The organism is Dermabacter sp. Marseille-Q3180 (genome assembly GCF_940792985.1).
Lineage (GTDB): Bacteria > Actinomycetota > Actinomycetes > Actinomycetales > Dermabacteraceae > Dermabacter > Dermabacter vaginalis.
Map to the genome: position 1 here is coordinate 56,401 of NZ_CALNWU010000003.1, position 12,586 is coordinate 68,986.

At 63.3% G+C, this 12,586-nt stretch carries 10 protein-coding genes; 7 read left to right on the top strand and 3 right to left on the bottom strand.

The window, feature by feature from the left end:
* The first annotated feature begins 112 nt into the window (after nucleotides 1-112).
* Nucleotides 113-1,588, top strand: a complete 1,476-nt coding sequence (gene purF / locus NBW56_RS08130) for an amidophosphoribosyltransferase (protein WP_250258795.1) — start codon at nucleotides 113-115, stop codon at nucleotides 1,586-1,588.
* Complete coding sequence (gene purM, locus NBW56_RS08135; RefSeq protein WP_250258796.1) at nucleotides 1,585-2,709, top strand: phosphoribosylformylglycinamidine cyclo-ligase; 1,125 nt, start codon at nucleotides 1,585-1,587, stop codon at nucleotides 2,707-2,709. The genes purF and purM overlap by 4 nt, the downstream gene beginning before the upstream one ends.
* Nucleotides 2,710-2,946: 237 nt before the next feature.
* On the opposite strand, the gene NBW56_RS08140 is transcribed toward purM, so the two are convergent.
* On the bottom strand, nucleotides 2,947-3,150 hold the full coding sequence (locus NBW56_RS08140) for a DUF3073 domain-containing protein (protein WP_065248675.1): 204 nt from the start codon (nucleotides 3,148-3,150) through the stop codon (nucleotides 2,947-2,949).
* Between the two features lie 214 nt (nucleotides 3,151-3,364).
* On the opposite strand from NBW56_RS08140, the gene NBW56_RS08145 reads away from it, so the two are divergent.
* On the top strand, nucleotides 3,365-4,360 hold the full coding sequence (locus NBW56_RS08145) for an alpha/beta fold hydrolase (RefSeq protein ID WP_250258797.1): 996 nt from the start codon (nucleotides 3,365-3,367) through the stop codon (nucleotides 4,358-4,360).
* Here the strand turns inward: NBW56_RS08145 and NBW56_RS08150 are convergent.
* On the bottom strand, nucleotides 4,357-5,418 hold the full coding sequence (locus tag NBW56_RS08150) for a lysylphosphatidylglycerol synthase transmembrane domain-containing protein (protein WP_250258798.1): 1,062 nt from the start codon (nucleotides 5,416-5,418) through the stop codon (nucleotides 4,357-4,359). The two genes, NBW56_RS08145 and NBW56_RS08150, sit on opposite strands and share 4 nt — an antisense overlap.
* 103 nt (nucleotides 5,419-5,521) lie before the next feature.
* Between NBW56_RS08150 and NBW56_RS08155 the strand changes: the two genes are divergently transcribed.
* The 4 genes from NBW56_RS08155 (at nucleotide 5,522) to pntB (ending at nucleotide 11,912) form a co-directional block, all read left to right on the top strand.
* Complete coding sequence (locus tag NBW56_RS08155; protein ID WP_250258799.1) at nucleotides 5,522-5,860, top strand: hypothetical protein; 339 nt, start codon at nucleotides 5,522-5,524, stop codon at nucleotides 5,858-5,860.
* 138 nt (nucleotides 5,861-5,998) lie between these two features.
* Nucleotides 5,999-8,761 (top strand): DNA helicase PcrA, encoded by a 2,763-nt coding sequence (gene pcrA / locus NBW56_RS08160; RefSeq protein ID WP_250258800.1) that lies wholly within the window; start codon nucleotides 5,999-6,001, stop codon nucleotides 8,759-8,761.
* Nucleotides 8,762-8,921: 160 nt separating this feature from the next.
* Nucleotides 8,922-10,463 (top strand): Re/Si-specific NAD(P)(+) transhydrogenase subunit alpha, encoded by a 1,542-nt coding sequence (locus NBW56_RS08165; RefSeq protein WP_250258801.1) that lies wholly within the window; start codon nucleotides 8,922-8,924, stop codon nucleotides 10,461-10,463.
* Between the two features lie 3 nt (nucleotides 10,464-10,466).
* Nucleotides 10,467-11,912 (top strand): Re/Si-specific NAD(P)(+) transhydrogenase subunit beta, encoded by a 1,446-nt coding sequence (pntB, locus tag NBW56_RS08170; RefSeq protein WP_250258802.1) that lies wholly within the window; start codon nucleotides 10,467-10,469, stop codon nucleotides 11,910-11,912.
* Between the two features lie 104 nt (nucleotides 11,913-12,016).
* Here the strand turns inward: pntB and NBW56_RS08175 are convergent, their stop codons facing one another.
* Entirely contained in the window at nucleotides 12,017-12,577 is a 561-nt protein-coding gene (locus NBW56_RS08175) for a flavodoxin domain-containing protein (protein WP_250258803.1), read from the bottom strand.
* Nucleotides 12,578-12,586: the final 9 nt, after the last annotated feature.

The following is a 12,586-nucleotide window of genomic DNA, read 5'->3' on the forward strand; positions in this document are numbered from 1 at the left end:
AATTGACCGGGCCTGGTGGCAGCTTCGTGGCAGCCTCGTGGCAACTTCGTGGCAAAACCCCCACAACCCCTATGCAATTCACGTGAGGCGTGAGCCGTATTAGACTGGGTTGGTGCTACCCGCGAACGGACGACTCACTCACGACCTCCTTCCCGACGATCGCCGCCCGCAGGACGAGTGCGGCGTTTTTGGCGTGTTCGCGCCAGGGGAAGACGTTGCCACCCTCACCTATTTCGGGCTGTACGCGCTTCAACACCGCGGGCAAGAATCCGCGGGCATCGCGACCTCGAACGGCGAACAGATCCTCGTCTACAAAGACATGGGTCTCGTCTCGCAAGTGTTCGACGAAGGCAATCTCAAGACCCTCCAGGGACACATGGCCGTGGGCCACACGCGCTACTCGACGACCGGCGCGAGCCACTGGGTGAACGCCCAACCAACGCTTGGCCCGCGCCCCGACGGGACGATCGCCCTTGCCCACAACGGCAACCTCGTCAACACACTCGAGCTGCTCGAGCTTCTCCATGAACGCCACGGTGATAAGAAGATCGGCGAACTCAAGCAAGGCAACACGACCGACACGGCAATCGTGACGGCGCTGCTCAACCACGAAGGCAGCCTCGAGGACAACATCAAAGACCTCATGGGACGTATCCGCGGCGCCTACTGCTTCGTGCTCATGAACGAAAAAACCCTGTACGCGGCACGGGATCCGCAGGGTATCCGCCCGCTCGTGCTTGGCAGGCTGTCGAACGGGTGGGTGGTGGCCTCCGAAACCGCCGCGCTCGACATCTGCGGCGCGAGTTTCGTGCGCGAGGTCGCCCCGGGTGAGCTCATTGCGGTCGACGAAGATGGGCTGCGTTGCGAGCAAGTATGTGAACCCGCGCGCAAGAGCTGCGTATTCGAATACGTGTACCTCGCCCGCCCCGACACGAACCTCAACGGGCGAAGCGTCAACGAGTCCCGCATCGAGATGGGCCGCGAACTCGCGCGCGAACACCCCGTCGAAGCCGACCTCGTGATTCCCACGCCCGAATCAGGAACGCCCGCCGCGATCGGCTATGCGCAAGAATCCGGTATTCCTTACGGCCAGGGCATGGTGAAAAACGCCTACGTGGGCCGCACGTTCATTCAACCCACGCAAACGCTGCGACAACTCGGTATTCGACTCAAGCTCAACCCGCTGCGCGAGGTCATCGAAGGCAAACGCCTCGTGGTGATCGACGACTCGATCGTGCGCGGCAACACGCAGCGAGCTGTTGTGCGGATGCTGCGCGAGGCCGGCGCGAGCGAGGTGCACGTGCGCATCAGCTCGCCGCCCGTCAAGTGGCCCTGCTATTACGGCATCGACTTTGCGGATCGCGCCCAGCTCATTGCCAACGGTCTCGATACGGAAGAAATCTGCCGCTCGATCGGCGCCGATTCTCTCGGATACATCAGCTTCGACGGCATGGTGCGCGCCACCCGCCAGGCGCCACGCGAACTGTGCTCCGCATGCTTCACGGGTGAATACCCGATCCCTCTGCCCGCCCCCGATTCCGAAGGCCGCGAACTGCTGGGCATGGCCGACAAGGAGGTTCAGAAATGACTGACGCACGCGAAGACCAAGGCCTCACCTACGCCGCCGCCGGAGTCGATACCGACGCGGGCGACCGCGCCGTCGAACTCATGAAAGCTGCCGTGAAAAATACCCACGGTACGAGCGTCGTTGATGGCGTGGGCGGCTTCGCGGGTCTCATCGACGTGAGCGAACTCAAGAACTATGAGCGTCCGCTGCTCGCCTCGAGCACCGACGGCGTAGGCACGAAGATCGCGATTGCGCAGGCCCTCGACATCCACGACACAATCGGGCAGGACCTCGTGGCAATGGTCGTGGACGACATCGTCGTGAGCGGCGCAAAGCCTCTCGCCATGACCGACTACATCGCGTGCGGCAAGGTGCACCCGGAGCGGATTGCCGACATCGTGCGCGGCATTGCCGAAGGCTGCGTCCTCGCGGAAACGGCTCTCGTGGGTGGCGAAACCGCTGAACACCCCGGTCTCATGGGTGAGCACGACTACGACGTGGCGGGTGCCGCCGTCGGCGTCGTCGAGGCCTCCCGCATGCTCGGCGCCGAGCGCGTAGGCGCTGGCGACGTGCTCATCGGCATGGACTCGAGCGGGCTCCACTCCAATGGGTATTCCCTCGTACGCGCTGTTGTCGACCACGCTGGGCTGAGCCTCGAGCGGCACATCGAGGAGTTCGGGAAGACCCTCGGCGAGGAGCTCCTCACCCCGACCCATATTTACAGCGCGCAGATTTTGCGTGTGCTCGCGCAGGCAGGCGTCGGAAAACTCCACGCGCTCTCGCACGTGACGGGCGGCGGGCTTGCTGCCAACCTTGCCCGCGTCATCCCCACCGAGTGCGGCGCGCGCGTGAGTCGTGCCTCGTGGGAGCCGGGTGCGGTGTTCCACATGATTGGCGAGTGGGGGAGTGTGCCGCTCGCGGATCTCGAAGCGACTCTCAACATGGGGCTCGGGATGGTCGCGGTGGCGAGTGCCGAGAGTGCGGATGAGATCGTGCGACTCTTCGAAGCCGAGGGTGTGCGCTCGCGGGTGATCGGCGAGGTTGCCCGGCGCGAAACGTTGCCGAAGCCGCGTGGTGAGAATGACGTGCTCGTGCAGGGAGCGAAGGGGGCTCATGGCGGCCCCGTGCTCGTGACGGCCTGAAACAACCGAAAGAACCCCGATCCCCGAATTGCATAGACGTTGTGGGGGTTTGGCGCGCTCGTGAAACCCCCACAAACCCTATGCAATCCAGTTGGGGCGGGTGGGGTGGCGCGGATCGCGCGCCCGTCGTTCCCTCTCGCCTCCCCTCGGCATCAAAAAATTGACGCCACTGCACGGCGGTCATTCACGCGAATGATGTTCGTGTAGCGGCGTCAATCCACAAAAGAGAAGGGCGGGTTAGGACTCCTCGTCCTCGTCGTCCCAATCGTCGTATTCGCTCGCCCACTTGTCTTCGTAGCGGTCGTCTTCGTCCCACGACGCGGACTCGTTCTTTTTCCCGCTCAATTCGCGCTGGAGCGCATTGAGATCAGTAGGCGGGCTGTAGTACTTGAGGTCCCGAGCAATCTTGGCCTGCTTGGCTTTCTGACGGCCACGACCCATAGGTACGACCCCCTGTGCGTCGAACATGCGGGCGATTTTCGCCCCTGGAGAGTAAGTTTCGGACTCTAGGTTACACTGCGGCGCCTGGGACTTAAAGTAGAGGCACGCCCGCGCGGGATCACGTCACACCTCAGAAGGCCCAGCGCGACGGGCGGAACGACGGGCGCCAAAATGCGCCCTCGAGTGCGAGAACCAACGAAAGAAGCCCTCAGCGATGCCTGCCCGCCATGACCGTACGTACGAGCCCATTGATGACTCGGCGCTTCTCAGCGACGGCTTCGAGATCGCCCACCACGACCTTGGCGAGGACTCTTTCGGGCCGTGCGGCTTCACGACGATCGCGCGTCGCGCCCCGGAAGACCTCGCGACGGGGGCGATTGTGCTCTACCTGCACGGCTGGTCCGATTACTTCTTCCACCCGCACGTCGCCCGCTTCTTCAATGATCGCGGGTACGATTTCTGGGCGATCGACCTGCGTCGCAATGGCCGCTCCCTGCGCGATGGTGATGTGGCCACCGCAATCGGTGATCTCGCCGACTACGGGGAGGAAATCGGCGACACGATCGAGATGGCGAGCGCCGATGTGCGAGGGCGCGGTCTCGACCCGAAAAAACCGGTGATCTATGCGCATTCGACGGGTGGCCTTACCGCGGTGACGTGGGCGGCAAGGCACCCCGGGCAAGCGTCGGCCCTGCTGCTGAATTCCCCGTGGCTCGAGTTGCACGGCGGGCCCTTTGTGAGGCGCGTACTGTTGCCCGAGCTTGAGATGCTCGTACGCGGGCGCCCGTTGCACACGGTGGTGCCGGGGATGCCTGATTTTTATGCCCGTACACTTCACGCGGATTTTGGCGGGCAGTGGGATTGGCATGTGCCATATAAACCGTTCGAGTCGTTCCCGATGCCGGCGTGCACGCTCGCGGCCGTGGCGCGCGCCCAGTCCCAACTCGCGCGCGGGCTCGATATTCACGAGCCGATCTTCATGACCGCCTCAACGCGATCGGCGCTCGGGCCGGTGTTCACGCGCCGCGCCTACACGAGCGATGCGATCTTGAACGTCGAGGACCAGGTGACGAACGCGCACAATGCGGGGAGTGATCTCACGATTGCCCGGATTCCGGGTGCGACGCACGACATGGCACTGGCATTCGAGGCCCCGAGGAAGCTGTTCTTCTCGGAGCTCGAGGCGTTTATGGATTCTCGCGGGCTTTAGCCCTGCCGGGCTTCGGCAGCGGCGTGAGCATCGCGAACGCCGACCGGGATGGCGAGTGCCCCGGCGAGGGCGGGCGTGAGTACCTGACTCAACGTGAACGCCAGCGCGCATGAGACGGCCGCGGCGTTCGGAGCGCCGCACTGGGCGAGTGCCCACGCCACTCCCACGTCAATCACGCCAATTCCACCCGGCGTGAGGGGAATGAGCGAGAGGAGCCGGCTGAGCGCATAGATCCCGAAAAGCACCAGCGGGCTGATCTCAAACCCGTAGCCGAGCGTGCACCACGCGATGAAGGCCACTCCTTGCGCGAGGCGTGCAAGGGTAGGTGCGCCAAGGATCACGACGCGAGAGCCGTGGGCGTCGGCGACCGCCATCGCGCGTGTGTCGAGAGCGGGAGTCACGAGGTCTCGGCTTTGACCGCCGAAGCCCTCGTTGAAGGCCTCCACGATCTTTTGCACGCGCTCGAGAACCTTCCGCAGGAGCTTTTCGCTCGAGACGAATCCGAGAGTGATGCTCGTGAGGGCGAGAGCCAGAGCCGCCGCAATGATGAGAGCGATGCGCCCCCACAGCGGGATGTCGAGCGAGGAGAGGGCCACGAGCGCGACGGCAAAGATTGGCAGGAGAAATTGCGCGAGAATATCGGCGACGGATGCGAGCAGCGTGCCCGAGGCGATTCTTTTGATGCCGAGACCTGCGCGTTTGAGACGCGCATAAATCAGGCCTAAAGAGATGGTCGAGCCCATGGGCACGACGACCGTGATTGCTTGAGCGATCGCATTCGTTTCGGCGGCGGCTCTGAGGCTCACACCGCGGAAACACGCGGCAAACCCCACGGAATCGATCGCGAGCACGATGAGCGCCACGACGATGAGGAAGAGGACCCACCACCCACTAATCCCCTTGAAAGAAGCGAAAATGTGCGGCCACGACGTGTCCACAGCGCGCGGAATGAGCCATACGATCACGATCGCGGCGATCACGACGGAGAGTGCGGCGAGCAGCGCGTGGCGGCGTTTCTGCCGCGCGGTGAGTGGAGTGGGGGTGGACGACTCGTTCATCGCGGACCATTCTTGCAGAAAGCTGCGCGTTTAGGACGTGACGCGAGTGACCCTCGAGGGGTCCATGAGTTTAAATGTCTCAGCCCTTTCGTAGAGTGGAGTCATGCATACATTCATGATGGTTTTCGTGTTCTTGCACATTCTCTGCTGGGCTGGCGCATTCGGCATGTGGATCGCCGCCGCGAAGAATCGCCAGCCGCTTCCCGGCATGGCGCACATGGCCGCCGCTGCTCCCGTGTTCGGCCTAATCGCGGCCATTATCGCGATCACGGGTGGCATGGGTATCAACCACATGGCGATCGGCATCAAGCTCGTGCTGTCGATCATTGTGGCGGTGTGCGCGTTCATCGCGATCAAAAAGCGCGAAGCAACGCCCGCGCCCGTGTGGTTCGCGATCCCCGTGGGCATCGTTGTGAACATCGCAGTGGCCCTGTTTCTGTAATCGCGCGCAGTTGAGCGTTCGCGCGTGCGCGTAGCGCTGCCTGCACTGTCGTGGGCGTGGACATGAAGATGCCTACGGGCATCGCCACACGTGAGCGCTCACTAGCTATTCGACCTCTCCGTTATTGAAGGTGCCCCTATGTCTTCGCTTTTCGATGATTTTCCGCTTCCGGAGTCTTTTCGCGCGCTCGGTGAGAGCGGGAAAGGAAAGAAGGGAACGAAGGGAAAGGAAGGCGAGGGCAGTGGAGGTGAAGGCGATCTGAGCGTCGAAAGCCCGGTCAGCGGTTGGGGGCCGGAGGGCTCGGCTGGCAGCGGCGGTGCGCGGGGAGAGTCCGACGCTTGCCCGCCACCCGATGAGTGGGATTTTTCCGAGGATGCCCCGCCGGAGGATTGGGCAACGGCATTTGGCGAGGAGGCGTCGGAACCGCACGGTGACGAGCGGAGCCCACGCTTCGAGCCCGTTCCCGAAGAGCCCGAGCCCGTGCGACACGAGAACTTCGCGGCGTGGGGCGGGCGTGATGAGGGAGCCCTCGAGGAGATCGTTGAAGGGCTGAATCCACCGCAGCGCGATGCCGTTGAACATCGCGGTTCGCCGCTCCTGATCGTGGCCGGCGCGGGTTCCGGTAAGACCCGCGTCCTGACCCGCCGCATCGCGCACCTTCTGCGAAGCGGCGAAGCGCTTCCCGGAGAGATTCTCGCGATTACCTTCACGAACAAGGCCGCCTCGGAAATGAAGGAAAGGGTCGAGGCGCTCATCGGGCCCGCAGCCCGCTACATGTGGGTCTCCACCTTCCACTCGGCGTGCGTGCGGATCTTGAGGCGTGATGCCGCGGCAGCGGGGCTCAAGTCGACCTTCTCGATCTACGATTCCGCCGATTCGAAGCGCCTCATCACCACCATTGCAAAAGATTTGGGGCTCGATTCGAAGCAGCACCCGCCGCGCGCCTTCCAGTCGAAAATTTCTTCGCTCAAGAATGAGCTCGTGACGCCCGAGGAGTACGCGGCCCAGGCAGAGAATGCGAAGAATCCCGCCGAACGCACGATCGCACAGATCTACACGCAGTACCAGGAGCGGCTTCGCACGGCGAACGCCGTGGACTTCGACGACCTCATTGGGTTGACCGTGCGGCTGCTCGCCGAAAATCCGGCGATTCGCGAAGGCTATCGCCGCAGGTTCCGGCACGTGCTCGTGGACGAGTATCAGGACACGAATACCGCGCAATACAGGCTTGTGCGCGAACTCGTGGGCGATGACCCAGGCGCGGATCTTACGGTTGTGGGCGATTCGGACCAGTCGATCTACGCGTTCCGTGGCGCGACGATCCGCAACATCATCGAGTTCGAAGAAGACTTCCCGAGCGCCCGCACGATCGTGCTCGAGCAAAACTATCGCTCCACGCAAACGATCCTGAGCGCCGCGAACGCGGTGATTCAGGAAAACCAAGGGCGACGCCCCAAGAAGTTGTGGACCGATCAGGGCGACGGCCAGCAGATCACGCTGTATGTGGCCGACGACGAGCAGGGCGAGGCCCGCTACATCACTCGCCAGATCGACGCGTTGATCGACGGGGGTGCGAAGGCCGGGGACATCGCCGTGTTCTATCGCGCGAATGCGCAATCGCGCGCGCTCGAAGATCAGCTCATCCGCGTGGGGCTCCCGTACAAGGTTGTGGGTGGCACGCGCTTCTACGAGCGACGAGAAATCAAAGACGCGATCGCGTACCTGCGCGTGCTCACGAACCCGGCGGATGAGATCAATTTGCGGCGCATTCTTAACACGCCGAAGCGCGGCATCGGGGAGCGGGCCGAGGCGGCCGTCTCCGTTCTTGCTGACCGGGAGCGCATCAGCTTTGGCGAGGCCCTTGAGCGTGCGAGTGAGGCCCCGGGAATTGCGACGCGTTCCCTCGGCGCGATCGAAAAGTTCGTGGCCCTCATGTCGCGTGGGCGCGAGCAGGTGGAAAAGGGAGAGGGGCCAAGCGAGGTACTCGAATCAATCCTGAGCGAGAGTGGCTACTATGCCTCCCTTCAAAGTAGCGACGATCCTCAAGACGAATCCCGCCTCGAGAACCTTGCGGAACTCGTGAGCGTCGCCGCCGACTTCGAAGCGGATCTCGCCGCTGCCGAGGCCGCGGCGTCCGAGTTCGAAGACGAGGCGGGGATCGAGAACGACGCCCCCACCGGCTCGCTCGTTGATCAGTTCCTCGAAAAAGTTTCCCTCGTTGCCGATTCCGATCAGATCCCCGAGGGCGAGGATCAATTCGTCACCCTCATGACCCTCCACACCGCGAAGGGCCTCGAGTTCCCGATCGTGTTCCTCACCGGCATGGAGGATGGCACTTTCCCGCATCAGCGCACCCTCGCCGACCCGAAGGAGCTCGAGGAGGAGCGGCGCCTCGCGTACGTGGGCATTACCCGCGCGAGGGAGCGCCTGTTCCTCACGCGTGCAAGCGTGCGTGCAGCGTGGGGCTCGCCGCAATTCTTCCCCGCCTCCCGCTTCCTTGAAGAGATCCCCGAGTCTCTCGTCCACGTGGCGCGCGCGGGCGATGCGCGCGCGTACGCGGATTTTGGTGGCGGTTTTGGTTCCGACGGTTGGGGCGCCTCCGGTCGCTCCCGAGGTTTTAGCGGCTCGAGCAAGCGCGGCCCGTCCGTCACGGGTCTCGGCGTGGGCGGTGGCCGACGCGACGTATCGAGGCCGAGCTTCGGCTCGGGCAAGAAGGCGAAAACGGCGAGCGAGATTCCGAATCTCGAGGTTGGTGACCGCGTGACTCACGACAGCTTCGGCATGGGTACCGTGATCTCCGCAAGCGGTGTAGGGGAGAAACTCCAGGTCGAGGTCCAATTCCGCGATCCTCATGGCAAAAAGCGCCTTCTCGTGCGCTATGCGCCGATCACGAAGCTCTGAGCGAGAGGGGCCCGGCGACCGTCCGGGTCCCCTTCTCTCAGGCTCGAGACGCAGTTTTTCTCGACCCTCGTGAGTTTCGGGCTGTAGGTCTCGCACGCACGGGGTAGATTCGTAGCAGGCCACATGCGCCCCATGGGCCACCTTTCACTAAGGAGTGACATTGCGAATCGGAATCCCGAGAGAGACCCTCGAGGATCAGCCGCTCGTTGCCGCCACGCCCGACACCGTTCGCAAGCTTCTCAAGCTTGGCTACGAGGTCGTGGTGGAGCGCGGCGCTGGAGAGCGCGCCTCTTACCTCGATGCCGCCTACGCCGAAGCTGGCGCCGAGATCGTGGGGGAGGAGGTGTGGCAATCCGATATCGTCACGACTCTTGACACGCCGCCGCGGGAGACGCGCGAAAAGATGCTTCCCGGTGCCGTGCTCATTTCCCGCATGGCCCCAGGGCGCAACCCGGAGCTTATTGACGAACTGAAAGAGCATCGACTCACGGCGCTCGCGATGGATGCGGTGCCGCGTATTTCGCGTGCACAATCGATGGACGTGCTCAGTTCGATGGCGAACATCGCCGGCTATCGCGCGGTCATCGAGGCCGCGAGCAATTTTGGGCGTCTCTTCACGGGCCAGGTGACGGCGGCCGGCAAGGTACCGCCCGCGAACGTGTACGTGATTGGTGCTGGCGTCGCGGGTCTCGCCGCGATTGGCACGGCGAATTCGATGGGCGCGATCGTGAAGGCTACCGATCTTCGCCCCGAGGCCGCCGAGCAGGTTGAGTCGATGGGCGCGGAGTTCGTGGCGATCCCGGCGAAGACGGAGAAGTCGGAGGATGGCTACGCGAAGGAAATGACGGCGGACCAGGCGAAGGCGGCCGCGGAGCTCTATTCGCAGCAGTCAGCCGAGGCAGACATCGTCATTACGACCGCGAACATCCCGGGGCGCAAGGCGCCGGTGCTCCTCACGGCCGCTGATGTGCAGAACATGAAGCCCGGCTCGGTGATCGTGGATATGGCTGCCGCGAATGGCGGCAACTGTGAGCTGACGAAGCCCGGCGAGGTTTACCAGACCGAAAATGGCGTGACGATCGTGGGCCACACCGACCTCGCGGGCCGGCTCCCCGGCCAGGCGAGCCAGCTGTACGGCCAGAACATCGTGAACCTCATGAAGCTCGTGACGCCTCAGAAAAATGGCGTGATGATGCTGGATTTCGAGGACACGATCGTTCGTGGCATCACGGTGACGTTCGCGCACGATGGCGAGGCGGATGTGCTGTGGCCACCGCCTCCCGTGAAGGTGTCGGCGGCGCCTGCACCTGCACCCGAAGCAGCACCGGCTCCGGTTGAAGCGACCGAATCGAAGAAGTCCCACGCGGGAACTATCGCGGCGATTATCGGCGGAATCCTCGGTGTGGCGCTTGTGCTTGCGAGCCCCTTCCAGGTGGCGGAGCAGTACATGGTGCTCATGCTCGCGATCGTGGTGGGCTACTACGTGATCACGTCGGTCACACATTCGCTGCACACGCCGCTCATGAGCGAGACGAACGCGATTTCCGGGATTATTCTCGTGGGCGCGATTTTGCAGGTGGGCAGCGCGAATATTGCCGTGGCGATCCTGTCGTTCATTGCGATCGTGATCGCGAGCATCAACATTTTTGGCGGGTTCACGGTCACGCACCGCATGCTCTCCATGTTTTCGAGGGAGGGCTGATCGATGGACATGCAGCTGATTGATTGGACGCTGAGGCTCACGACCCTCGCGTACATTGCCGCGGCCATTCTCTTCATCCTCGCGCTCGTGGGGCTCAGCGCACAAAAGAGCGCGAAGCGCGGCAACATTTTTGGTGCGGCCGGTATGGCCATTGCGCTTGTGGCCACGATTGCGCGTGCACTCGCGAACTCGCAGGTGGATCCCGAGCACTTCAATGGCCCGATCGTCACGCTCATCCTGATCATTCTCGCGATGGGCATCGGCGCCGGCGTGGGCATTCCGCTCGCGAAAAAGGTGGAGATGACGGGCATGCCCGAACTCATCGCCATGCTCCACTCGTTTGTGGGCCTTTCGGCGGTGCTGATCGGCTTCAATAGCTTCCTGCATCCGTACGGTATTTCGCCCGCGATGGAGACCTTCCATCTGGGCGAGGTGGCGCTCGGTATTTTCATCGGCGCCGTGACGTTCACAGGCTCGATCGTGGCGTACCTCAAGCTTTCGGCGAAGATCAAAGGCGCGCCGCTCATGCTTCCGGGCCGCAATTGGATCAACCTCGGCGTTCTCGTTCTCTCGCTCGTTCTCGCGATCGTGTTCATGGCGAGTGGCGGCGAGGGCTTTGCCGGTTGGGCCTCGATTCTCCTGCTCACGATCCTTGCGCTCTTCCTTGGCTTCCACCTTGTGGCGGCGATCGGCGGTGGCGACATGCCCGTCGTCGTCTCGATGCTCAACAGTTACTCGGGTTGGGCCGCGGCGGCTGCGGGCTTCATGCTCGGCAACAACCTGCTCATCATCACGGGTGCGCTCGTCGGCTCGTCCGGTGCGTACCTGAGCTACATCATGTGCAAGGCGATGAACCGCTCGTTCATTTCGGTGATCCTCGGCGGGTTTGGTTCCGACGGTGGCTCCTCCAGCGTCGAGCGTGATTACGGGCAACACACCGAGATCACGCCCGAAGAGACGGCCGAGCTTCTCAAAGGCGCCTCGACGGTCATGATCACCCCCGGCTACGGGATGGCTGTGGCACAGGCGCAGTACCCCGTCGCAGAACTGACGAAGAAGCTCCGCGAACACGGCGTGGACGTCACGTTTGGTATTCACCCGGTGGCGGGGCGTTTGCCGGGACACATGAATGTGCTTCTTGCCGAGGCGAAGGTTCCCTACGACATCGTGCTGGAGATGGACGAGGTGAATGACGACTTCGGCGATGTCGATGTCGTGCTCGTCATTGGCGCGAATGACACGGTGAATCCGATTGCCGAGGAGCCGGGCAGCCCGATCGCGGGCATGCCCGTGCTGAAGGTGTGGGAGTCGAAGCACGTGGTCGTGTTCAAACGCTCGATGGGTGCCGGCTACGCGGGCGTGCAGAACCCGCTGTTCTTCAACGAGAACACGGACATGCTGCTCGGCGATGCGAAGACGTCGGTCGAGGCGATCTCGAAGGCACTGTAACCTTCCGCGTGTGACCGCGAGGCTCCGCGCACACCCCTATCGGGTGGGCGCGGGGCCTTCTTTGTGTGTGTCGGTGCGGCGGCGCTAGCCTCGCGCCCGGAGGGTCAGCCGAGGAGCGCTTTGAGCAACGGCTCGATGTTGTCGCGCTTCACGAAGTCGGTGTCCGTGCCCCATGTGTCGAGCATTTCCTGGTCGTTCGCGTGGCGTTTGCTCGCGGGTGTCGCCTTCATGAAGGCGTGCACGCCCGTGAGGGCAGCCTTGTGGGCGAAAGACACCTTGGAATGGGCGAGGCCGCCGCGCGCGTGAAAGCGTTCGGTGCGCTCATACACGTCACTCGGGAGATTCGCGCGATGCACCTTATCGACGTTCTCGGTGCGGCTCGGGTCAGCCCAGGCAACGGAGAGCAGCACGAGGCGGGCGTTCGTGAAGGCGTGGGCGGCGTTCACAAAGGCTTTGATGTCGTGGAGCTTTCCGGCGTAGTTCCCTCCCGCGTACACGACGAGGTCGGGTTCACCTCCGAGCGTCGTTGTTGCCGCCTCGACGGTGAATCCTTTGGTGGTGAGCGTGTGCACGTCCCAACCCGCATCCGTGAGGGCGCTCGCGATCATCTCGGCGTATCGGCCGGAGTGCCCGTAGATCGAGGCGTTGAGGATGAGGGCTTTCATGGGTGCTCC

What these genes read in the sequence shown, in the direction of transcription:
- NBW56_RS08155 (WP_250258799.1), top strand. Translation starts at nt 5,522, where the DNA reads ATGCATACATTCATGATGGTTTTCGTGTTCTTGCACATTCTCTGCTGG.
- pcrA (WP_250258800.1), top strand. Translation starts at nt 5,999, where the DNA reads ATGTCTTCGCTTTTCGATGATTTTCCGCTTCCGGAGTCTTTTCGCGCG.
- NBW56_RS08175 (WP_250258803.1), bottom strand. Translation starts at nt 12,577, where the DNA reads ATGAAAGCCCTCATCCTCAACGCCTCGATCTACGGGCACTCCGGCCGA.
- NBW56_RS08145 (WP_250258797.1), top strand. Translation starts at nt 3,365, where the DNA reads ATGCCTGCCCGCCATGACCGTACGTACGAGCCCATTGATGACTCGGCG.
- pntB (WP_250258802.1), top strand. Translation starts at nt 10,467, where the DNA reads ATGGACATGCAGCTGATTGATTGGACGCTGAGGCTCACGACCCTCGCG.
- NBW56_RS08150 (WP_250258798.1), bottom strand. Translation starts at nt 5,418, where the DNA reads ATGAACGAGTCGTCCACCCCCACTCCACTCACCGCGCGGCAGAAACGC.
- NBW56_RS08140 (WP_065248675.1), bottom strand. Translation starts at nt 3,150, where the DNA reads ATGGGTCGTGGCCGTCAGAAAGCCAAGCAGGCCAAGATTGCTCGGGAC.
- purM (WP_250258796.1), top strand. Translation starts at nt 1,585, where the DNA reads ATGACTGACGCACGCGAAGACCAAGGCCTCACCTACGCCGCCGCCGGA.